This window comes from Pseudomonas sp. CC11G, assembly GCF_056174845.1.
On record NZ_JBWBZC010000001.1, the window covers coordinates 421,657 to 443,142 of the forward strand.

Annotated in this window: 20 protein-coding genes, 3 pseudogenes and 1 riboswitch; of the genes and pseudogenes, 12 read left to right on the forward strand and 11 right to left on the reverse strand. The window is 62.0% G+C overall.

The features are described 5' to 3' along the window. Nucleotides 1-17 precede the first annotated feature (17 nt). Nucleotides 18-2,851: pseudogene (gene uvrA, locus AC0V2S_RS02030) on the reverse strand (excinuclease ABC subunit UvrA). Between the two features lie 129 nt (nucleotides 2,852-2,980). On the opposite strand from uvrA, the gene AC0V2S_RS02035 reads away from it, so the two are divergent. Genes AC0V2S_RS02035 through AC0V2S_RS02050 form a run of 4 tightly spaced genes read left to right on the forward strand, consistent with a single transcriptional unit; the run spans nucleotide 2,981 to nucleotide 6,697 of the window. Beyond that, nucleotides 2,981-4,366 (forward strand): MFS transporter, encoded by a 1,386-nt coding sequence (locus AC0V2S_RS02035; RefSeq protein ID WP_475508282.1) that lies wholly within the window; start codon nucleotides 2,981-2,983, stop codon nucleotides 4,364-4,366. 9 nt (nucleotides 4,367-4,375) lie between these two features. Next, nucleotides 4,376-4,873, forward strand: a complete 498-nt coding sequence (locus AC0V2S_RS02040; protein WP_108096341.1) for a single-stranded DNA-binding protein — start codon at nucleotides 4,376-4,378, stop codon at nucleotides 4,871-4,873. A gap of 17 nt (nucleotides 4,874-4,890) precedes the next feature. Next, nucleotides 4,891-5,775, forward strand: coding sequence for a sugar nucleotide-binding protein (locus AC0V2S_RS02045; RefSeq protein ID WP_475508283.1), 885 nt, complete (start codon nucleotides 4,891-4,893; stop codon nucleotides 5,773-5,775). After that, the gene (locus tag AC0V2S_RS02050; RefSeq protein WP_475508284.1) at nucleotides 5,768-6,697 is read left to right on the forward strand and encodes an NAD-dependent epimerase/dehydratase family protein; all 930 of its coding nucleotides are present in this window, start codon (nucleotides 5,768-5,770) and stop codon (nucleotides 6,695-6,697) included. Before AC0V2S_RS02045 ends, AC0V2S_RS02050 begins: the two co-directional genes overlap by 8 nt. A 181-nt stretch (nucleotides 6,698-6,878) precedes the next feature. Here the strand turns inward: AC0V2S_RS02050 and AC0V2S_RS02055 are convergent, their stop codons facing one another. The 5 genes from AC0V2S_RS02055 to AC0V2S_RS02075 all read right to left on the reverse strand — a co-directional run bounded on the left by AC0V2S_RS02055 (nucleotide 6,879) and on the right by AC0V2S_RS02075 (nucleotide 10,952). After that, complete coding sequence (locus AC0V2S_RS02055) at nucleotides 6,879-7,562, reverse strand: OmpW/AlkL family protein (protein ID WP_475508285.1); 684 nt, start codon at nucleotides 7,560-7,562, stop codon at nucleotides 6,879-6,881. 127 nt (nucleotides 7,563-7,689) lie between these two features. Beyond that, nucleotides 7,690-8,211 (reverse strand): DUF3299 domain-containing protein, encoded by a 522-nt coding sequence (locus tag AC0V2S_RS02060; RefSeq protein WP_475508286.1) that lies wholly within the window; start codon nucleotides 8,209-8,211, stop codon nucleotides 7,690-7,692. Between the two features lie 34 nt (nucleotides 8,212-8,245). Then, on the reverse strand, nucleotides 8,246-9,511 hold the full coding sequence (locus tag AC0V2S_RS02065; protein WP_475508287.1) for an ABC transporter permease: 1,266 nt from the start codon (nucleotides 9,509-9,511) through the stop codon (nucleotides 8,246-8,248). Between the two features lies 1 nt (nucleotide 9,512). Then, nucleotides 9,513-10,223 carry an ABC transporter ATP-binding protein gene (locus tag AC0V2S_RS02070; RefSeq protein ID WP_475508288.1) on the reverse strand — a complete coding sequence of 237 codons (711 nt, stop codon included), beginning with the start codon at nucleotides 10,221-10,223 and terminating at the stop codon, nucleotides 9,513-9,515. 99 nt (nucleotides 10,224-10,322) lie between these two features. Beyond that, nucleotides 10,323-10,952: a DUF2796 domain-containing protein gene (locus AC0V2S_RS02075; RefSeq protein ID WP_475508289.1), complete on the reverse strand. Its 630-nt coding sequence runs from the start codon at nucleotides 10,950-10,952 to the stop codon at nucleotides 10,323-10,325. A gap of 133 nt (nucleotides 10,953-11,085) precedes the next feature. Between AC0V2S_RS02075 and AC0V2S_RS02080 the strand changes: the two genes are divergently transcribed. Next, entirely contained in the window at nucleotides 11,086-11,436 is a 351-nt protein-coding gene (locus AC0V2S_RS02080) for a hypothetical protein (RefSeq protein ID WP_475508290.1), read from the forward strand. 10 nt (nucleotides 11,437-11,446) lie between these two features. On the opposite strand, the gene trxA is transcribed toward AC0V2S_RS02080, so the two are convergent. Both trxA and AC0V2S_RS02090 read right to left on the reverse strand, forming a co-directional pair. Continuing rightward, nucleotides 11,447-12,319 carry a thioredoxin gene (gene trxA / locus AC0V2S_RS02085; protein WP_475508291.1) on the reverse strand — a complete coding sequence of 291 codons (873 nt, stop codon included), beginning with the start codon at nucleotides 12,317-12,319 and terminating at the stop codon, nucleotides 11,447-11,449. A 104-nt stretch (nucleotides 12,320-12,423) separates the two neighbouring features. Continuing rightward, nucleotides 12,424-13,443: an XdhC family protein gene (locus tag AC0V2S_RS02090; protein WP_475508688.1), complete on the reverse strand. Its 1,020-nt coding sequence runs from the start codon at nucleotides 13,441-13,443 to the stop codon at nucleotides 12,424-12,426. A gap of 289 nt (nucleotides 13,444-13,732) precedes the next feature. Between AC0V2S_RS02090 and AC0V2S_RS02095 the strand changes: the two genes are divergently transcribed. Further along, nucleotides 13,733-14,428, forward strand: a complete 696-nt coding sequence (locus AC0V2S_RS02095) for a hypothetical protein (RefSeq protein WP_475508292.1) — start codon at nucleotides 13,733-13,735, stop codon at nucleotides 14,426-14,428. On the opposite strand, the gene AC0V2S_RS02100 is transcribed toward AC0V2S_RS02095, so the two are convergent. The 3 genes and pseudogenes from AC0V2S_RS02100 to AC0V2S_RS02110 form a co-directional block, all read right to left on the reverse strand. Next, nucleotides 14,403-15,347: an SdiA-regulated domain-containing protein gene (locus AC0V2S_RS02100; protein WP_475508293.1), complete on the reverse strand. Its 945-nt coding sequence runs from the start codon at nucleotides 15,345-15,347 to the stop codon at nucleotides 14,403-14,405. The genes AC0V2S_RS02095 and AC0V2S_RS02100 overlap by 26 nt on opposite strands. Nucleotides 15,348-15,420: 73 nt before the next feature. Next, nucleotides 15,421-16,072 (reverse strand): annotated as a pseudogene (locus AC0V2S_RS02105) (class I SAM-dependent methyltransferase). Continuing rightward, entirely contained in the window at nucleotides 16,069-16,524 is a 456-nt protein-coding gene (locus tag AC0V2S_RS02110) for a YbaY family lipoprotein (RefSeq protein ID WP_475508294.1), read from the reverse strand. The pseudogene AC0V2S_RS02105 and the gene AC0V2S_RS02110 overlap by 4 nt, the downstream one beginning before the upstream one ends. Before the next feature lie 111 nt (nucleotides 16,525-16,635). On the opposite strand from AC0V2S_RS02110, the pseudogene nrdR reads away from it, so the two are divergent. The 6 genes and pseudogenes from nrdR to nusB all read left to right on the forward strand — a co-directional run bounded on the left by nrdR (nucleotide 16,636) and on the right by nusB (nucleotide 21,484). Further along, a pseudogene (nrdR, locus tag AC0V2S_RS02115) lies at nucleotides 16,636-17,099 on the forward strand (transcriptional regulator NrdR). 2 nt (nucleotides 17,100-17,101) lie between these two features. After that, entirely contained in the window at nucleotides 17,102-18,235 is a 1,134-nt protein-coding gene (gene ribD, locus AC0V2S_RS02120) for a bifunctional diaminohydroxyphosphoribosylaminopyrimidine deaminase/5-amino-6-(5-phosphoribosylamino)uracil reductase RibD (RefSeq protein WP_475508295.1), read from the forward strand. A 90-nt stretch (nucleotides 18,236-18,325) separates the two neighbouring features. After that, nucleotides 18,326-18,487: riboswitch (FMN riboswitch) on the forward strand. Nucleotides 18,488-18,626: 139 nt separating this feature from the next. Beyond that, the gene (locus AC0V2S_RS02125; protein WP_475508296.1) at nucleotides 18,627-19,283 is read left to right on the forward strand and encodes a riboflavin synthase; all 657 of its coding nucleotides are present in this window, start codon (nucleotides 18,627-18,629) and stop codon (nucleotides 19,281-19,283) included. Nucleotides 19,284-19,301: 18 nt separating this feature from the next. Further along, on the forward strand, nucleotides 19,302-20,396 hold the full coding sequence (gene ribBA / locus AC0V2S_RS02130) for a bifunctional 3,4-dihydroxy-2-butanone-4-phosphate synthase/GTP cyclohydrolase II (RefSeq protein WP_475508297.1): 1,095 nt from the start codon (nucleotides 19,302-19,304) through the stop codon (nucleotides 20,394-20,396). A gap of 117 nt (nucleotides 20,397-20,513) precedes the next feature. After that, on the forward strand, nucleotides 20,514-20,990 hold the full coding sequence (gene ribH / locus AC0V2S_RS02135; RefSeq protein ID WP_475508298.1) for a 6,7-dimethyl-8-ribityllumazine synthase: 477 nt from the start codon (nucleotides 20,514-20,516) through the stop codon (nucleotides 20,988-20,990). Further along, the gene (gene nusB, locus AC0V2S_RS02140; RefSeq protein ID WP_475508299.1) at nucleotides 20,987-21,484 is read left to right on the forward strand and encodes a transcription antitermination factor NusB; all 498 of its coding nucleotides are present in this window, start codon (nucleotides 20,987-20,989) and stop codon (nucleotides 21,482-21,484) included. Before ribH ends, nusB begins: the two co-directional genes overlap by 4 nt. Nucleotides 21,485-21,486 lie beyond the last annotated feature (2 nt).

The following is a 21,486-nucleotide window of genomic DNA, read 5'->3' on the forward strand; positions in this document are numbered from 1 at the left end:
TTTTTATTGCCTCGAAATCAGGCCTTGTCGCGCTCCAGCAACGGCTTGAGGAAGTGCCCGGTGTGCGACTGCTTCATCTCGGCAACCTCTTCCGGCGTGCCGGTGGCAATGATCTGCCCACCGCGCGAACCGCCCTCTGGCCCCAGATCCACCAGCCAGTCGGCCGTCTTGATCACATCCAGGTTGTGCTCGATCACTACCACGGTGTTGCCGTGGTCGCGCAGACGATGCAGCACGTCGAGCAGCTGCTGGATATCGGCAAAGTGCAGGCCGGTGGTGGGTTCGTCGAGGATATACAGGGTTTTGCCGGTATCACGCTTGGACAGCTCGCGCGACAGCTTGACCCGCTGCGCCTCGCCGCCCGACAGCGTGGTGGCCGACTGGCCCAGCTTGATATACGACAGGCCCACATCCACCAGGGTTTGCAGCTTGCGCGACAGCGCCGGCACGGCATCGAAGAACGGACGGGCTTCTTCAATGGTCATTTCCAGCACTTCGTGGATGCTCTTGCCCTTGTATTTGATTTCCAGGGTTTCGCGGTTGTAGCGCTTGCTCTTGCACACGTCGCACGGCACGTAGATGTCGGGCAGAAAGTGCATTTCCACCTTGATCAGACCATCGCCCTGGCACGCTTCGCAGCGCCCGCCCTTCACGTTGAAGGAGAAACGGCCCGGCCCGTAGCCGCGCGAACGGGCTTCCGGCACGCCGGCAAACAGTTCGCGGATCGGGGTGAAGAGGCCCGTGTAGGTCGCCGGGTTGGAGCGTGGAGTACGACCGATGGGGCTCTGGTCGATATCCACCACTTTATCCAGGTGCTGCAGGCCGTCGATGCTGTCGTGCGGCGCCGCTTCCAGAGTGGTGGCGCCGTTCAGCGCGGTGGCGCTCAGGGGGAACAGGGTGTTGTTGATCAGCGTCGACTTGCCCGAGCCGGACACGCCGGTGATGCAAGTAAGCAGGCCAATCGGAATTTCCAGGTCAACATTGCGCAGGTTGTTGCCTCGCGCACCTTTTAGTTTGAGTGAGAGCTTCTTGTCGCGCGGCGTGCGTTTGGCCGGATACTGGATTTTGGTGCGCCCGGAGAGGTACTTGCCGGTCAGCGAGTCCGGGTGGGCCATGACTTCTTCGGCGGTGCCTTCGGCGACGATGCGGCGCCATGCACGCCGGCACCGGGACCGATATCGACCACGTAGTCGGCCATGCGAATGGCGTCTTCGTCGTGCTCGACCACGATCACCGTGTTGCCGATATCACGCAGGTGACGCAGGGTCGCCAGCAGGCGCTCGTTGTCGCGCTGGTGCAGGCCGATGGACGGCTCGTCGAGGATGTACATCACGCCCACCAGGCCGGCGCCGATCTGGCTGGCCAGTCGGATACGCTGGGCTTCACCGCCAGACAGGGTGTCGGCGCTGCGGTCCAGGGTCAGGTAGTCGAGGCCGACGTTGACCAGAAACTGCAGGCGTTCGCGAATTTCCTTGAGGATCTTTTCCGCGATCTCGCCCTTGCGGCCGGTGAGGGCCAGGCTGGCGAAGTACTCGGTGGCGTCGCCAATCGGCAAGCCACTGACGGCTGGCAGGTTGCGCTCGCCAACGAATACATGGCGCGCTTCGCGGCGCAGGCGGGTGCCACGGCAGTCCGGGCACGGCTGGGTGCTGAGGAACTTGGCCAGTTCTTCGCGCACGGTGGTCGACTCGGTTTCCCGGTAACGACGCTCCAGGTTCGGCACGATGCCTTCGAACGGGTGGGCGCGTTTGACGATATCGCCGCGGTCGTTCAGGTAACGGAAGTCCACATTGGCAGTGCCGCTGCCGGTGAGGATGACTTTTTTGTGTTCGGCGCTGAGGCTATCGAACGGCTCATCCAGGCTGAAGCCGAAGTGTGTGGCCAGGGAGCCGAGCATCTGGAAGTAATAGACGTTGCGTCGGTCCCAGCCGCGGATCGCCCCTTCGGCCAGGGTGAGCTCGCCATTGACCAGGCGCTTGGTGTCGAAAAACTGTTTAACGCCCAGGCCATCGCAGGTCGGGCAGGCGCCGGCTGGGTTGTTGAAGGAAAACAGCTTGGGCTCCAACTCGCTGATGGAGTGGCCGCACACCGGGCAGGCGAAGCGCGCGGAAAACACCATTTCCTCGCCTTCTTCGTCGTCCATCGGCGCCACGAAGGCCAGGCCGTCGGCCAGCTTCAATGCGGTTTCGAAGGACTCGGCCAGGCGTTGCTGCAAATCGCCACGGGCCTTGAAGCGGTCGACCACGGCGTCGATGGAGTGCTTCTTCTGTTTATCCAGTTTGGGCAGCTCGTCCAGCTCATAGAGCTTGCCGTTGACTCGCACGCGCACAAAACCCTGAGCGCGCAGTTCGTCGAACACGGCCAGGTGCTCGCCTTTGCGCTCGCGAATGATCGGCGCCAGCAGCATCAGTTTCTTGCCTTCGGGCAGGGCCAATACCTGGTCGACCATCTGACTGACGGTCTGTGCTTCCAGTGGCAGGTCGTGGTCCGGGCAGCGCGGCGTACCTACGCGGGCGTAAAGCAGGCGCAGGTAGTCGTAGATTTCGGTGATGGTGCCGACGGTGGAGCGCGGGTTATGCGAGGTGGATTTCTGTTCGATGGAGATCGCCGGCGACAGGCCTTCGATGGTGTCGACGTCGGGCTTTTCCATCATCGACAGGAACTGCCGGGCATAGGCCGACAGCGATTCGACGTAACGGCGCTGGCCTTCGGCGTACAGCGTGTCGAAGGCGAGGGAAGATTTGCCGGAACCGGACAGGCCGGTGATAACGATCAGTTTGTCCCGTGGCAGGGTCAGGTCGATGTTCTTCAGGTTGTGGGTCCGTGCCCCACGAATCAAGATCTTGTCCACTGCGGCCTCGCATGGCGGGCGAAAACCGATGAGTATACGGGCCTTGTCAAGCCAGCGGCAAAGCGTCGCGGTCGTGCGGCGCTGAATGGGGACTGCTAGAATCGGCGCGCATTTTCTTGAGGTACTTCCATGCACGATCCGCACAGCGAACGCATGAGTGGCAGTGAAACCCGCGCAGCAAGTGGGTTGTCGCTGGTCTTCGCGTTCCGAATGCTTGGTATGTTCATGGTCCTGCCGGTGCTGGCCACCTATGGCATGGACCTGGCGGGCGCTACGCCGGCCCTGATTGGTCTGGCCATCGGCGCCTACGGGCTGACCCAGGCCGTGCTGCAGATTCCCTTCGGCGTTATCTCCGACCGTATCGGCCGTCGACCGGTCATTTATGTCGGCCTGATCATTTTTGCTGCGGGCAGCTTGCTTGCCGCCAACGCCGATTCGATCTGGGGCGTAATTGCCGGGCGTGTGCTGCAGGGCGCTGGGGCAATTTCGGCGGCCGTTATGGCGCTGCTCTCGGACCTGACTCGCGAACAGCACCGCACCAAGGCCATGGCCATGATCGGAATGAGCATCGGACTGTCGTTCGCGGTGGCCATGGTGGTGGGGCCGTTGCTGACCCGTTCCTTCGGGCTTTCCGGCTTATTTATAGCGACGGCGGCTATGGCGCTGGTGGGCATTGCGCTGGTGGCGTGGTGGGTGCCGCGCTCGGCCGGGCCGCTGCACCACCGTGAGTCCGGCGTGGCCAAGGAAGCCTTGGGGCGTACTCTGCGTCACCCAGACTTGTTGCGCCTGAACGTGGGCATCTTCGTACTGCACGCGGTATTGATGTCCAGTTTCGTCGCGTTGCCGCTGGCGTTGGTAGAACGCGGCGGGTTGCCGAAGGAGCAGCATTGGTGGGTCTACCTGACTGCGCTGCTGGTCGGTTTCTTCGCCATGATCCCGTTCATTATCTATGCCGAGAAAAAGCGCCAGATGAAGCGCGTGCTGGCCGGCGCGGTAGCGGTGTTGTTGGGCTGCGAAGTTTTCTTCTGGCTGACGGACGGCACCTTGCATGAGCTGGTGCTCGGCACCATCGTGTTTTTCACCGCGTTCAACCTGCTGGAAGCCTCGTTGCCGTCGCTGATCAGCAAGGTTTCGCCGGCGGGCGGCAAGGGTACGGCGATGGGGATTTATTCCACCAGCCAGTTCCTCGGCGCCGCGCTGGGCGGCATTCTCGGTGGCTGGTTGTTCCAGCATGGCGGCCTGAATACCGTCTTTCTGGGATGTGCTGCGCTCTGTGGGCTCTGGCTGATCATTGCTGTTACTATGCGCGAACCTCCGTATGTCACTAGCCTGCGCTTGCCTCTTTCACCCGCTGCGGTGCGTGATGCTGGCCTGGTAGAGCGCCTTTTGGCGGTGGCCGGAGTGACGGATGCAGTGGTGGTGGCCGACGAAGCCGCCATCTATATCAAATTGGATTCCGAACAATTGGATCGCTCAGCGCTCGACGCCTTGCTCGAAGCGCGTGCCGATACCTAGGAGAACGTTATGGCCCGTGGGGTTAACAAAGTCATTCTGGTCGGAACCTGCGGCCAGGACCCGGAAACACGCTACATGCCCAACGGCAACGCGGTCACCAACCTGAGCCTGGCTACCAGCGAGCAGTGGACCGACAAGCAGAGCGGCCAGAAAGTCGAAAAAACCGAATGGCACCGTGTGGCCCTGTTCGGCAAAGTCGCTGAAATTGCCGGCGAATACCTGCGCAAAGGTTCGCAGGTGTATATCGAAGGCAAGCTGCAAACCCGCGAGTGGGAAAAAGACGGCGTAAAACGCTACACCACCGAAATCGTCGTAGACATCAACGGCACTATGCAACTGCTGGGTGGCCGTCCTGATAATGGCGGCGGCGATTCGGCTCCGCGTCAACAGCGTCCAGCACCGCAGCAGCGCGAGCAACAAGCGCCACGTGAGTCGCGCCCGGCACCGCAACCTGCGGCTCAGCCTGCGCCGAATTACGACAGCTTCGACGACGATATTCCGTTCTGATCGGGCATCCCTGACGTATGCAAATGCGCCTGATGCTACTGGGCGGCGGCAATGCCCTCGGGCAGGCGCTGATCCGCCTGGGAGCCGAAGATGACATCGGCTTCCTCGCCCCCCGCCCTCCCGAGGGCGGCTGGGACGCCACGAGCCTCACCCTTCTACTGGATGAAACCCGCCCCGACGTGGTGGTGAACCTCGCCTACTACTTCGACTGGTTTCAGGCCGAAGCCGTCAGCGCCGAGCGGTTTGCCCCGCAGGAACGTGCTGTCGAGCGCCTCGCCGAACTCTGCCAACACCATTCCATTCGCCTGGTACAACCTTCCAGCTATCGCGTGTTCGATGGCTCGCGGGCCACTGCCTACAGCGAAAAGGAAGAGCAGGTGCCATTGGGCCTGCGTGGTCAGGCGTTGTGGCGCATTGAGCAGAGCGTGCGTGCGGCCTGTCCGCGGCATGTGTTGATTCGGTTTGGCTGGCTGCTGGATTCCAGCGCCGAAGGGTTGCTGGGGCGCTTCCTCTCGCGAGCCGAACACGATGGCGAACTGTTTCTCGCCGATGACCGTCGCGGCAACCCGACGCCCATCGACGATGCCGCGCGCGTCCTAATCGCAGTGATCAAACAACTGGATTGCCAGGCGCCGCTGTGGGGCACGTACCACTACGGCGGCTACGAGGCGACCACCTCGCTGGCGCTTGGCCAAGCGGTGCTCACGGAAGCGAAAGCGTTCCGTCAGCTAGCCGTGCAGGAAGTCGGCGCGCAGGCCCATGCGGCACGCCCGGATGTCGCCGATGAGCCGCAGCACGCGGTGCTGGCCTGCAAGAAAATCCTGCACACCTTCGGCATCAAACCACGCGCCTGGCGTGCCGGTTTGCCAAGTCTTCTGGATCGTTATTACCGCCATGCCTGATCTCCCCATTCTGGTCACCGGGGGCGCCGGCTTTATCGGCTCCAACCTGGTGGATTGCCTGTTGGCCAAAGGCTATGCCGTGCGCGTGCTGGACGATCTGTCCATGGGCAAGCGCAGCAATCTGCCGTTGGATAACCCACGCGTGCAACTGTTGGTGGGCTCGGTGGCCGATGCGGCGCTGGTGTCGCAGGCGGTGGCGGGCTGTCAGGCGGTGGTGCATTTAGCGGCGGTGGCGTCGGTGCAGGCCTCGGTGGATGACCCGGTTGCTACCCATCAGAGCAACTTCGTCGGCACGCTTAATGTGTGCGAGGCGATGCGTGAGCACGGCGTAAAACGCGTGCTGTTCGCCTCCAGCGCGGCGGTTTACGGCAACAACGGTGATGGCCAAGCCATCGACGAAGACACGCCGAAAGCGCCGCTGACGCCCTACGCTGTGGATAAGTTGGCTAGCGAGCAGTACCTCGATTTTTACCGCCGCCAGCATGGACTGGAACCGGCGATTTTCCGCTTCTTCAATATCTTCGGGCCACGGCAAGATCCGTCTTCGCCGTACTCCGGGGTGATCAGTATCTTTATCCAGCGCGCCCAGCAAGGCTTGCCGATTGCCGTGTTTGGCGACGGCGAGCAAACGCGGGATTTCTTCTATGTGGGCGACTTGATCGACTTGCTGGTCCAGGCGCTGGAATTGCCAACAGCGGAGGAAGGCGCCGTAAACGTCGGGCTCAACCGCGCCACCAGCCTAAACCAGTTGCTGCAGCATATTGGTGATGTGGTGGGCAGCTTGCCGGCGATTACCTACGGCCCGGCGCGTGATGGCGATATTCGGCACTCGCGGGCTAATAATCAGCGATTGATCAGCCGCTACAAGGTGGGCGAGCCCACGCCGATTGCGCTTGGATTGGCGAATTTGCTCGGCAAGTGATGCCGCTAATAAGAAAGGCGCCTTTTCAGGCGCCTTTTTGCTGTTCGTAGTTCAAGGGCTTCTGGGCTAGAGCCAGACAAGGCGCAATCGGGTTTTGAAGCGGAGCGTACTTTTGTACGTGAGCATTCAAAACCCGATTGCAACGCAGTATGGCCGACGACCAGAAGGCCGAAGCCGAACGCTAGAACTTGTAACCCAGACCCACCATGTAGACCCATGGGTCCACATCAACGTCCACTTTCACTTTGTCGCCATTCAGGTGAGTGGTACCGGTGGTGTCGATATCGATGTAACGCACCTGGGCGTTGAGCATTATGTTGTCGGTCAGCATGTAGTCCATGCCCACCTGGCCGGCCAGGCCCCACGAATCTTTCATGTCGAGGCCGCTGAAGCCTTTGCTTTCGGCTTCGCTGCTGAGCTTGTCGTCGAAGAACCAGGTGTAGTTGATGCCGGCGCCTACATAAGGCTGGAATGCCGATTTGGATTCCATTGGGTAGTACACCAGGCTCAGGGTAGGTGGCAGGTGTTTCAGGCTACCGAGCTTGCCGTTCAGGCCGGCGAAGGCGCCTGGCATGCCTTTTACGCCAACGTCGTGGCTGAAGGGGGTGGCGGCCAGCAGTTCGATGCCGACGTTGCTGGTGACCATATAGGCGAAGTTCAGGCCCAGTTGGGTATCGCTATCCAGAGTGGCCTTGCTGCCGTCGACTTTGCCCAGCACCGAGTGGTCGATTTTGCCGCTGTTTTCGTGCGGGTCAACGGTGATGGCGCCAGCACGCATGATGATGTCACCGGCCTCGTGGGCGCTTGCCACGGGGGCGATAAGCGCAACCGCCAGCAGAGAGGCGGCGAACAGTGCCTTGGACATGGTGATACTCCTTCAATGACTAACGGTTTGGATGTCGTCAGTATCGAAGGATGAGTAGCTGCCTATCTTGATCTAAAGCAATGGAATGACACATGCCATGGCAGGCCCTTTGAGGGAGCGCTCCTACCTAGTTTTCCGGCGTTTCATACGGGTAGATTTTGCTGGCATCCATCTGGTAACCCGCATCGGCAAGCTCGCTGGTGCTGTTCTTCACTTCGAGTGGGCCTTCAACCCAGAACGGCTGGTACAGCGCGTCCATTAGCACACCCAATTCGCTTTTTACATGCACGATCTGGTTGGACGGCGGTGGCGGCACGTGAATGCAGGCGCCGAAGTAGGGCACCAACAGAAATTCGGTTACCCGACCTTCTTCGCTAACCTCCAACGGTACGATATAGCCCGGCAGTTTCACCGTTTGGCCATCCAGCGCCTGCACCACCGGTGCGGCCGGCGATTGCTGTTTGGCGGCCGGCGCCGACTCCGCGGCCAACGCATCGGCCAGTTGCGACAGGTCATGCATCGGCGCTTGCGGCTGGGTGGCCACCGGCGCGTCCGGAGGCACCATTTCCGACCAGGTCAGTTCGCGCACATCGGCGGCCCAGGCGAGACAAGGCGCCAACAACAGGGCAATGAAAAACGCGCGCAACATGATCAAGGTCCTTAAAAGGTTCACAACGGTTGGGCTACACGCGGATGGACAACCCGTCCGCCAGCGATTGCCGATAAGCGCGCCAGGCCGGAATGGCGCCCATCAGCAGCGCGGCGCCGAGAATACCGCCCAGCAGCGTCCACTCATAGGCACTCGGTAAGGCCAGCGGCAGAAAGATGCCGTAATTGGCCTGCACGTAACCCTGCGCGCCGGCGATGCCGACATACAGCAGCAGCGTGCCGAGCACGACGCCGGAGCATGCCAGAGCGAACGCCTCCAGCACCAGCAAACTGGCGATATGCCAAGGTCGCGCGCCGACTGAACGCAGAATCGCCATCTCCCGACGGCGTTCGTTAAGGCTGGTGAGAATCGCCGTAAGCATGCCGATCAAACCGGTGATCACCACAAACAGCGACACCACAAACAGCGCCTGTTCCGCCGTGCCCATCAAACTCCACAGCTCCTGCAGCGCCACGCCGGGCAGAATTGCCAGTAGCGGTTCGCCGCGGTATTCGTTGATTTCGCGCTGCATGCTGAACGTGGCGATCTTGCTGTTCAGGCCAACCATAAACGCAGTAATTGCCTGCGGCGTCAGGTCCATATTGCGCGCCTGATCGGCCGTGACGCGCCCGGCGCCCCGTGCCGGCATGCCGTTTTTCCAATCGATGTGCAGCGCTTCCATGCCGCCCAGGCTGATATGCAGCGTGCGGTCCACCGGCGTGCCGGTGCGTTGGAGAACGCCGACCACGGTGAAGGGTTTGTCATCGTGTTTAACCAGGCTGATGCTCGCCACGCCATGGGCCAGCACGATCTTGTCGCCCAGCTTGTACTTCAATGCCTCGGCCACTTCAGCGCCCAACACCACTTCGAACGGGTCAGTGTCGAACGCGCGCCCGCTGGCCAGCTGCAACGCCTGCCCGCGGCCATAGTGGTAATGCTCGAAATACGCGCCGGTGGTGCCCATCACCCGGTAGCCGCGGTGCGAGTCGCCCAGCGACATGGGAATCGCCCACTTCACCTGCTTGCTGTTGGCAAAATGTTCGAAGCTGTCCCAGCGAATATTGTTGGTGGCATTGCCGATACGAAACACCGAATACAGCAGCAGGTTGATCGAGCCGGAGCGCGCGCCTACCACCAGATCGGTGCCGCTAATAGTGCTGGCAAAACTGGCGCGAGCTTCGGTGCGCACGCGCTCCACAGCCAGCAGTAAACAAACAGAAAGTGCGATGGCGAATACAGTCAGCAGCGCGGTAAAACGACGGTTGGCCAGACTGGCCATGGCGAGGCGGAACAAGTACATCTCAAACCTCCGCAGCGGGCTTGGCCGCGCGATTGAGTTCTGCCAACGACAGGTGGCGGTCGAACAGCGGGGCCAGGCTCTGGTCATGGCTGACAAACAACAGGCTGGAACCCGCCGCGCGGCATTCGGCAAACAGCAACTGCAAGAAGGCCTCGCGAGCATCGGCGTCCAGCGCCGAGGTCGGCTCGTCGGCGATCACCAATTCTGGCTGGCCGATCAGTGCGCGGGCGGCAGCAACGCGCTGCTGCTGGCCAATCGACAACGCATCGGCGCGGCGCTCAAGCAGGTCATCCTTTAACCCCAGATGGGCGAGCAGGGCGCCGGCAGCCTGGTGCACGCTGCCATGGCGTTGCTTGGCACGGCCGCTACGCAGCTTGGAAAAGTGGCACGGCAACTCGACGTTTTCCCGTACCGATAAAAACGGCAGCAGGTTGAACTGCTGAAAGATATAGCCGGTGTGGTCGACGCGAAAATGGTCGCGGGCGCCGGCCGACATGGCCGTCAGCTCCTGGCCCAGCAACGCGATGCTGCCGCGACTGGGTTTCTGCACGCCGCCCAGCAAACCCAACAACGTCGTCTTGCCGCTGCCACTGGGACCTTTCAAAAACAGGGTTTCGCCCCGGGCCAGATGAAACGCGGGAATATCCAGCAGTTCGGCATGGCCAGGCCAGGCGAAACCAAGGTCACTGAGGGTCAGAAGTGGCGCAGTCATGGCGATCATCTTGAAAGGGGCGGGGCGAAATCGACGCCGCCCAAGGGTACGTTTATACCGACTTGGGCGACTACGGCTGGCTGTTAGAGCGCGGCTAAATCAAAAGTTCAAACGGGGGCTTTTGGCCGTCAACTCGCCGCCTTGTTGGCCATTAGGGCCGATCAATTGCGCTTGCACCTGGTGCAGTGATGGGAAGCGTTTGAACAGCGGTGCCAGGTCCAGAATGGTAAGGGCGGCCGGCTCGGCGCAGGTCAGTTGGTAGCTGGCGTGAATCTCGCTGTGGTGGTGTTCGTGCTCATGTTCGTCGCCATCGTCTTTGGCATGATCATGATCATGATCATGATCATGATCATGATCGTCGTCTTCATCGGCGTCAGGTTTGTCGCCGAACAGCGGGCTGTGCAATTCCACCTTGGTGACACTGCACTTGGCGGCCGCGGGCAGGCCAAACAGGCTGAGGGGCTTTTCCAGATCGGCCTTGGCTCCGGCGACGGTGGCTTGGTCGACAGCAGATTTCGCCGCGTGCTCGAAGCCCACCAGGTTCATCGAGGGGTTTTCCAGCTCCAGCTCCAGCGTGTTGCCATCCAGCGCCGCGTTCAAACGGCCCACGCCATGTTCGTGGGTGCCGAGGCTGGCGTGCTCTTCAACGTGGTCATTCGAACTTTCCGCAGCCTGGGCAATGGCCAGCGGCAACAGGGCAAACGGCAGAGCGAGCAGCAAACGGCGCATGAAGGATGACTCCGGGTGGGGCGGCTGAAATGAGATGTTATGTTATAACTCAAAATAGCGCTTGCCTAGCCCGCTTGGAGAAGTAGTTGGCTCCATGGGAGCATGGCCGCCTTTAGGTAGGGGAGAGCACGTCATGGTGCGTATCAAGGGAACGATCGGCGCCTGGCCGGTCGATCTGACGATTGAGTTGGATAGCGAAGATTGGGCGCAGTTGGCCGCGCAGCTACCGGTAACCGCCGCCGCTGAGCCCGCCAAGTCGGCCGCGCCGCTGGCCGCCCATTCGCAGGACGACAAACAATGGTTGGTAGTACAGGAGTTGGTGCGCAGCGCCGGCACCATCGAAGGCCCGACCTTGCTCGGCGAGTTGCAGGCGCTGACCGGCAATGCCAGCGCCGCCAAGCGCCTGCTGGTGCGCTTGCGGCATTCGACGCTGGTGGAAGTGGATGCCGGCGCCGATGCGCCGGTGTATCGCTGGGTGGGTTAATGCGGGTGGATCAATACAGCGCCTGATACAGCTTGCGGCGGAACAGCGTAACCAGCGGGTGCTCATTACCCAGCAATTCGAACACCTGCAGCAACGTCTTGTGCGGCAGGCCTTCGGCGTAGTTGCGGTTGCGGATAAACAGCTTCAGCAACGCCTCGAGCGCCGGCTCGTATTGCTGACGGGCCAGTTGCTGAATCGCCAATTGGTACACCGCTTCATCATCGCCGGCGTCTTGCGCCAAACGCGCCTTCAGCGCAGCGGCATCAGGCATGTCGGCAGCCTGACGCAGAAAGGTGATCTGCGCACGCGCACTGGCCAAATCCTGTTTATGACTGTCGCCTTTCACCGCATCCAGCACGGTTTGCGCTTCGACCAATTCACCGCGTTCGGCCAGGCAGCGGGCATACAGGATCAGCGCCGCCGGTTTCTCGCTGTCGGCGGCGAGAATTTCGCGCAGCAGGTTTTCCGCATCACCAATCCGCCCTTCAGCAAACAGCGCCACGGCGGTTTCCAATGGATCAGCTGCGAGCGGTGGCGGGGTCGCTACGTGAGGTTCGAGAATCGCGCGAATCGCCGATTCGGGCTGCGCGCCTTGGAAGCCGTCTACCGGCTGGCCGTCTTTAAACAGCACCACAGTGGGCAGGCTGCGAATGCCAAAGCGGGCGACTACGTCCGGCTCCAGGTCGCAATTAAGTTTGGCCAACAGCAGCTCGCCGCGATAGCTCTCGGCGATCTGCGCCAGCATGGGCATCAGGGCTTTGCACGGCGCGCACCACTCGGCCCAGAAATCCACCAGCACGGGTTTGTGGAAGGAGTTCTGGATCACCAGCTGGTCGAAGTTGGCCGTGCTGACGTCGAAGATGTAAGGCGTGTCCTGGCTCATGCTTGTTCTCGAAACGCGAAATTGGGTGATGCCGACATCCGGCATGGGTCGCCACTATAGGTGGGGACGGCCCCACCTGAAAACCAGGGCAGCCGGCGCAATCTTTACCGTTGCAGCGCCATCTGCCGCTGAATGCCGCGCGGCGTCAGGCTGGCGGCCAGTTGGCCGGGGGAGATGCCGTTGGCCACCCGCAGAATATCGGCGATCACGGCAATGGCGATTTCCGCCGGGGTTTTGCTGCCCAGGTGCAAACCGATGGGCGCGTGCACCCGCTGCAGCGCCGGCTCGGCCAGGCCGCCGACGCGGGCCAGGCGCTCGCGGCGTTTATCGCTGGTGCGGTGCGAACCCATGGCGCCGATATAAAACGCCTCGGTGCGCACCGCTTCCATCAGGGTCAGGTCATCCAGGCGCGGGTCATGAGTCAGTGCGACCACCGCCGTCGCCCGGTGGCAGCCGCCGTTGGCGATATACACCGCCGGCAATATTTCGATCACCTCGACGCCGGGCAACTCCACGGTTTCCAGCACCTCGCTGCGCGGCTCGCACAGCACCACCTCAAAGCCCAGCGCCAGGGCAAACGTGGCGCAGTATTCGGCCACCGGCGACCAACCGGCCAGCAGCAGTTTCTGCACGGCCCCCACGCGAATCACCACCTGGGCGCCATCACGCTGCACCCGCTCCTGGCCCATGCTGCCAGGCGCCAGCTGGCGTTGCTGATGGCCCAGGGTAACCACGCGGCTCAGCAGCTCCACGCCATCCAGCGCCTGCTCCAATGCGGCGAAATGCTCATCGGCCTCGGCGCCGGCCGGCAGGTATTCGAGCAGAATATCCAGCACCCCGCCGCATGGCAGGGCGCGGCTTGGCGCCAGCCCACCATCGCCGTAGCGCACCACTTGATTGACGGGATCAAACCCACCGGCCATCAGGCGGGCGACAAAGTCCTCTTCTACACAGCCGCCCGACAACGAGCCTTTCAGCTCCCCTGAGGTCAACGCCACCAACATGGCGCCGGGCCCACGCGGCGCCGAGCCAAACGTGGCCAACACCGTGCACAGCCATACACCATGGCCTTGGGCCAACCACGTCCGTGCTTGCCGGCATACCTGTAAGTCCAGTGATTGCATGCTCACGCGATGGGATTTCCCGTAGTTAGTCGGCTCGGCTCTGCGGCCTTTTGATTAGGAGGGAGACAGAGCCGATTCGGTTCGATAAAACCGCTGGGAGGGGGGCGAAAGATGGAGTGTCCGGGGCCAATCATGATCCAGCCTTTCAAGGCTGGCTTTGACAATACCTTCACATTTGCGCCGTTAAACTGCGCCTATGTCTTTGATCAAACTTCCCTCGCGCACTGCTTTGCAAGTCAGTTCGTCCCGCCATGTGTTCGACTTTGTCGGCATGGGCAGGGCGGTGGTGTTGGCTGCGCTGGTGTTTATCGTGGCGGGCAGCTGGCATCTGCGTGCTCATGGCCTGACGCTGGGCGGCGACCGCGACCTTGATATCGTTCTGGGCGCTTTGCTGGCAGTGACGGTTTACAGCGCCGTACGTTTTTCCCCCACGATTGCCGTAGCCACCGTTCTGCCTGTGGCGCTCGATCTGCTTATCGTGCTCGCCCTGTTGTGTCTGCTAAACCTCAGCCTAGACCCGGCGTGCACCGTCGCGCTGTTGAGCGTCATCGCCTATTCATCGCTCGGCAAAATGACGCTGCTTGGGCGCATCACCGATAACCTGCGCAACGCGCCAGCGGGGCAGCCGCTGTCCTTGTCGCGGCTGGCCAACACCAGCATTCGCCAGACATTGGAACGCTGGCGTCACCTCTTATGGGGGATGTCGCTGGTGGTCGTTGCGGTCTTTTTATTCGCCGGACCCGCGCTGCGCACGCCGACGCTAGTGGTATCGGTCGGTGTGTTCGCGGCCACGGCTTCGTCGGTATTTATTGCCAGCGCACTCTGGCTGACGCTGCAGCAGCGGTGCGCACAGGCCGTCGTGCCCATCCGCTATCGCGCAGCGCTGAATGGCCGCCTTTTATCGCTGCACTGCTGGTGCTGGCCACGCTCGGCCTGGCCGGCGGGGTGTGCTTTTCCGGTTAACGCTGCCGCTTTCCCGGCGTAAACGAATACAGCAGGTTCGGCTCGGCGACGATATACAAGTTGCCACGGTCATCCATGGTCACGCCTTGCGGCTGGCGCTTGGCCGCGAACAGGTCTTTCAGCCCTTCACCCAGGTTCAGGTAGCTGACAAAACGACCGTCCTGATCGAGCTCGGTGAGTGACTTCGACTGGTCGCTCAGCAGCAACAAGCGCCCGCTTTGCGGGTGATAGAAACCACCAGCCAGATCGCGGGTAAACACACTGTCGTTGATCCAGCCGGTACGGTCGGTGACCGACACTGACAGCTGGCCATTCAGGCTTTTGCTGACGCCACCGATTTCGAAAAGCTGCCGCGGATCGCGCTCCTTGACGACGAACAGGCGATCGCCCGCTCGGTCGTAGGTCACGCCTTCGAAGCCTTTGTTCGTGGTGCTCAGGTTGATGCCGAGGGAGATCGACTGATCGGTTTCGTGGTGCCGGATGGTCTGCGGTATTTCCGGCAACTGGATAAAAGTCAGGCGCTGGGCGATTTCCTCGACCAGCACCACGCGGCCATTGCCCATGTACGCCAGGTCTTCGGTGTCGACAAAGCCATCCAGCTGGTAGCGCGCCTGCACGGTGCCCTGACGATCGATGGCGAGAATTTGCTGACTGCTTCCATTGGTGATGGCCAGCAACCGATCGCGGTCGTAATCGTAGGTAATACCGGACAGGTCGTCGGTAATGCCGGCGATAGGTTTGGCCGCCCCATCCGGCGTATAGCCCGGTAGCCACAGGCCTGGTTGCTCCTGGCTCGGGCTGCCCCAGGTTTGCAACGCGCTGTGGTACAGCTGTTCGTGCCAGTGGTAGCGCGCCGAGGCGAAGCCCAGCACGCCCAGCACTAGCAGTAAAAACGCCAGCGCGTAACGGCGGCGGGCTCGGGTAGTGGCATTCAACTTCATATCGACGTTCATCGTTTTTTCTGTTGCCGGAGCGTGACAGGTGTGACGGTCCGCGTCAGCCCTCTCGGGGAGGTTACCGCTGCGCGTGGTACAGCTGACGTGCCGAAATTCCGCCGGCTCGGCCAGATCGGGCCAGGTGCAGGCTTCGATGATGTCCAGGCGCTGGTACAGCGGATGATTGAAATCGCGCACCCGTGAGTCGGCGACCAGGGCTTGCTGGCGCGGCTCAAAAAGTGGTCGAGCAGCGGCAGGTTGGCGCGGTCGTAGAGCACGTCGGCGACCACGATCAGGTCGAAGCGGTCGGCCTCGGCGAAGAAGTCTTCGGAGTAGGTCAGCGTTACGCCATTCAACTCGGCGTTGGCGCGGCACGAAGCGAGGGCCAACGGGTCGAGGTCACAGGCCACCACTTCGGCAGCACCGGCCTTGGCGGCGGCAATTGCGGCTACACCGGAGCCAGCACCGAAATCCAGCACGCGTTTGCCGGCCACCCATTCAGGGTTGGCGGCGAACCAGCGCGCCAGCACCAGGCCACTGGCCCAACAGAAACACCAGTAGGGCGGCTCTTCGAGGATGCGCCGGGTTTCTTCCGGGCTAAAGGCGCGGTCCATATTGTCGGCGTCGATCAGCCACAGCTTGATGTCGGTGTCGGGCAGCGTTTCAGCGACCAGTTGCGCATCGCCCAACAGTTCGCTGAGCGCCGCTTGCAGGGCCAGCGGTGGCGTCATGGCGCCGGATCGAAACGCAGGTTGCCGACCAGTTGAGTGGTGGCCGAGGTGATCCGCACCGGGCTCAAACGCAACACCAATTGCGCCGACTGAGTCACCCGGCCATGCAGTTCCACGCGAGCATCGGCGGGGAAGGAGTCCGGGTTAAAGGGCAGGTGAAAGGGCAGCAGGTTGCCGGTGCCTTCCAGGGTGATATTGCCGAGCAGCTGTTGCGGGCGGTCGCGTTCGTCGATCACCAGCAGGGCCAGTTCCACATCGGCGCCGGCCGGCACGTTGACCAGGTTGCCGGTCAGTTCACGCAGGTTGGCCGGCAGCGGAGCAGGTGCCGGTACGGCCGCAGGTGCGGTTTTGGTGACGGTTGGAGCAACGGGCTTCGGGGTTTCACTGGCGCAGGCGGCGAGCAAACCAACGGCACAAAACAGAACGAATGGGCGAAACATAGGAAATTCCATCAGCAGTGCAGCGAATGTGAGGCGGCGCTTGTATACCGCAAAGTAGCTGGGTTGTCTTGCCAGTGGGATGCGCTACCATGGCCGCTCCTTCATTTTGTTGCCATTTATTTTATGCACTGTCCCTTCTGCGGCGCCAATGACACCAAGGTTATCGATTCGCGATTGGTCGCTGAGGGCGAGCAGGTTCGCCGCCGCCGCGAATGCCTGGCCTGCGAAGAACGGTTCACCACCTTTGAAACCGCCGAGCTGGTGATGCCCCGCCTGATCAAGCAGGACGGCAGCCGGCAACCTTTCGATGAAGAGAAACTGCGTGCCGGCATGCAGCGCGCGCTGGAAAAGCGCCCGGTCAGCATCGAGCGCCTGGAAGCGGCCATCGCCCATATCAAGCACAAGATGCGCGCCACCGGGGAGCGCGAGATCAAGTCGCGAGTGCTCGGTGAGCTGGTGATGATAGAGCTGCAAAACTCGACGAAGTGGCCTATATCCGCTTTGCCTCGGTCTATCGCCGCTTCCAGGACCTCAACGAATTCCGAGAGGAAATCGACCGCCTGTCCCGCGAACCGGCGCAAGACTGAGTATGCCGAGCCTCGAACACGCCGCCGCTGATCCGCAATTTATGGCCCGCGCGCTCGAACTGGCGCGCAAAGGCATCTATTCCACCCATCCCAATCCCCGTGTCGGTTGCGTGATCGTCGCCGACGGCAAGATCGTCGGCGAAGGCTGGCATGCCCGTGCCGGCGAGCCGCATGCCGAAGTGCATGCGCTGCGTCAGGCCGGCGCCAAAGCCCGCGGCGCCACCGCGTACGTCACCCTCGAACCCTGCAGCCACCATGGCCGCACGCCGCCCTGTGCCGATGCGTTGGTAAATGCCGGCGTGGCCCGCGTGGTGGCGGCGATGCAAGACCCTAATCCGCAAGTCGCCGGCCGTGGCCTGCTGCGTTTGATGCAGGCCGGTATCGCCGTGCAGAGCGGCGTGCTGGAAGCCGAAGCGCGGGCGCTGAATGCCGGCTTTATCAAACGCATGGAACAAGGCTTGCCCTTCGTGCGGGTGAAATTGGCGATGAGCCTGGACGGCCGCACGGCCATGGCCAGCGGCGAGAGCCAGTGGATCACCGGCCCGGACGCACGCGCCGCCGTGCAACGTTTGCGCGCCCAGGCCAGCGTGGTGCTGACCGGCGCCGATACCGTCTTGGCCGACGCTGCGCGCCTGACCGTACGCCCCGACGAACTGGGCCTGAATGCAGAACTTACTGCTTTGGCGATGACACGCCCGCCGCTGCGCGTGCTGGTGGACGGCCGCCTGCGGGTGCCGCTCAGTGCGCCGTTTTATCAGGCCGGTGCGGCGTTGGTCGCCACCTGTGCGGCGGCGTCGGCGCGGGATCGGTTTTTGGAAGAAGGCCATACCTTGCTGGCCATTCCCGGCAGCAACGGCCATGTCGACCTGCGCAAACTGCTGACCGAATTGGCCAATCAAGGCGCCAACGAAGTGCTGGTGGAGGCCGGTCCGCGTCTGGCCGGTGCCTTTGCCCGGTTGGGGCTGGTGGATGAGTACCAGCTGTTTGTCGCGGCCAAGTTCCTCGGTTCCAGCGCCCGGCCGTTGCTGGATATGCCGCTGGCGCGGATGGCTGAAGCCACGCCTTTGAAAATCACGGAAATGCGCGCCGTGGGCGATGACTGGCGCATCATCGCCGTCCCCGACAAAACCCGCTGAAATCGGCCATACAGCCAGCTGAATACGCCTACATAGATGCAATCAAACGACGACTTGTGGTAAAAACGCACCCCAGCCATGCAGATGGCTGAACGTTCTCAGGGCGGGGTGCGATTCCCCACCGGCGGTAATGGCGCGCAATGCGCTTAGCCCGCGAGCGCTTGCGGTAGCCGGAAACGGTGGCGGCAAGGTCAGCAGACTCGGTGTGATTCCGAGGCCGACGGTCATAGTCCGGATAAAGAGAGAACGGGATTGCCTGCCAGGGCCCACGCATACGTGCGCTCGCTCGACACATCCCCTTCGATCCAACACGCCCTGTTTTTCATTAAACAGGAGTTCGATCCATGCTCTACCGCATCACTGCAGCGGCACCTTCCCTCAAGGAGGCCGCATGTTCACCGGCATAATTGAAGCCCTCGGCACCATCCGCGCCCTTAGCCCCAAAGGCGGCGACGTACGTGTGTATGTGGAAACCGGAAAACTCGATCTGGCCGACGTCAAACTCGGCGACAGCATTGCCGTCAACGGCGTGTGCCTAACAGCCGTGGAGTTGCCCGGCGACGGGTTCTGGGCTGACGTCAGCCGCGAAACCCTGGCCTGTAGCGCTTTCATCGATTTGAAGGCCGGCAGCAAGGTCAACCTCGAAAAAGCCCTGACCCCCAGCAGCCGCCTCGGTGGCCACCTGGTGAGCGGCCACGTCGATGGCGTGGGCGAAGTGGTTGCCCGCGAAGACAACGCCCGCGCCGTGCAATTTCGCATCCGCGCCCCGCGCGAACTGGCCAAGTACATCGCCCTCAAGGGCTCGATCACCGTCGACGGCACCAGCCTGACGGTCAACGGCGTCAATGGCGCCGAGTTCGAGCTGACCATCGTGCCGCACACCCTGGGTGAAACCATCATGGCCGACTACCGGCCGGGTCGGCAGGTGAACCTTGAGGTCGACCTGCTGGCGCGTTACCTCGAGCGTTTGCTGCTCGGCGACAAGGCTGCTGAGCCAAGCGCGTCGGGCATCACCGAAAGTTTCCTCGCCGAACACGGCTACCGCTAATTACGTAAGGCATGCCCCATGGCTCTTAACAGCATCGAAGAATTGGTTGCCGATATCCGCGCCGGCAAGATGGTCATCCTGATGGATGACGAAGACCGCGAGAACGAAGGCGATCTGATCATCGCCTCCGAATGCGTCACCGCTGAACACATCAACTTCATGGCCAAGCACGCCCGCGGGCTGATCTGCATGCCCATGAGCCGCGAACGCTGCGAAACCCTGAAGCTGCCGCTGATGGCGCCGCGCAATGGTTCGGGCTTTGGCACCAAGTTCACCGTGTCCATCGAAGCGGCCACCGGCGTTACCACGGGTATTTCCGCTGCCGACCGTGCGCGCACCGTGCAGGCCGCTGCCGCTAAAGATGCCGTGGCCGACGATATCGTCAGCCCCGGCCATATCTTCCCGTTGATGGCTCAGCCTGGCGGCGTGCTGGCCCGTGCCGGCCACACCGAAGCGGCCTGCGACCTGGCGCGTCTTGGTGGTTTTGAACCGAGCGGCGTGATCTGCGAAATCATGAACGACGACGGCACCATGAGCCGCCGTGCCGAGTTGGAAGTCTTCGCTGAGCAGCACGGCATCAAGATCGGCACCATCGCCGACCTGATTCACTACCGCCTGCTGCACGAACACACCGTTGAGCGCATTGCCGAGCAGCCGCTGGACACTGAAGTCGGCCACTTCAACCTCGTTACCTACCGTGATTCCGTGGAAGGCGACGTGCACATGGCCCTGACCCTGGGCACCATCAGCCCGGAAGTTCCGACGCTGGTGCGCGTGCACAACATGGAGCCATTGCGCGACCTGTTGATGGTCAAGCAAGCCGGGCGCTGGAGCCTGCGTGAAGCCATGACCAAAGTGGCCGAGGCGGGCAGTGGTGTGGTGCTGTTGCTGGGCCATCAGCTCACCGGCCAGGACCTGTTGGCGCACTTGCAGCAAAAGCCGAGCGGTGACCCGAAAGCCGCCGCCACCAACACCTACAGCACCGTGGGTGCCGGTTCGCAGATTCTGCGCGACCTGGGCGTGCGCAAAATGCGCCTGCTGAGTTCGCCGATGAAGTTCAACGCGATATCGGGTTTCGACTTGGAAGTTGTAGAATACGTGCCCTCCGAGTGACCCCCAGGTCTGCTGTGTTGCTAACGGCGGGCCAAAATCGAACGTTTTACGCTCAGCTGCGCGCAGAAGTCGCAGCTGGGTCTTTACTCTAATTTGCTCTTTCAAGACGAGAACGCCATGACCCTGAAGACCATCGAAGGTACTTTCATCGCCCCCAAAGGCAGCTACGCATTGGTGGTTGGCCGCTTCAACAGCTTCGTGGTCGAAAGCCTGGTGAGCGGTGCCGTTGACGCCCTGGTGCGTCACGGTGTGAGCGAAAGCGACATCACCATCATCCGTGCCCCGGGCGCGTTTGAAATTCCATTGGTTGCCCAGAAAGTTGCCCAGCGCAGCGAATACGCCGCCATCATCGCCCTCGGCGCCGTGATTCGTGGCGGTACCCCGCACTTCGAATACGTAGCCGGCGAGTGCACCAAGGGCCTGGCCCAGGTGTCCATGGAGTTCGGCGTACCGGTTTCCTTCGGCGTGCTGACCGTTGATTCCATCGAACAAGCCATCGAACGTTCCGGCACCAAAGCCGGCAACAAAGGTGCTGAAGCGGCCCTTTCCGCCCTGGAAATGGTCAGCCTGCTGGCGCAGTTGGAGGCCAAGTGATTAACGACGAAGACGACACCTTCAACCCCCCTGCAGAGAAAGGCCCGAACGCGCCCACCGGCAAGATCGCGGCCCGTCGCCAGGCACGTAGCCTGGCAATGCAGGCGTTGTATCAGTGGCACCTGGCTGGTCAGTCGGTGAATGAAATCGAAGCGCAGTTTCGCGTCGACAACGATTTCAGCACCGTCGATGGCGCGTATTTCCGTGAAATTTTGCACGGCGTACCGGCCAACAAGACCGAAATCGACGACGCGTTCGCGCCGTGCCTGGACCGCCCTCAGGAAGAGCTCGACCCGGTAGAGCTGGCCATCCTGCGTCTGTCCACGTTTGAAATGCTCAAGCGTGTAGATGTGCCGTACCGCGTGGTGATCAACGAAGGTATCGAGCTGGCCAAAGTGTTCGGCGCCACCGACGGGCACAAGTTCGTCAACGGTGTGTTGGACAAGTTGGCGCCGCGTCTGCGCGCTGCCGAAGTCAACGCCAACAAGCGTTGACC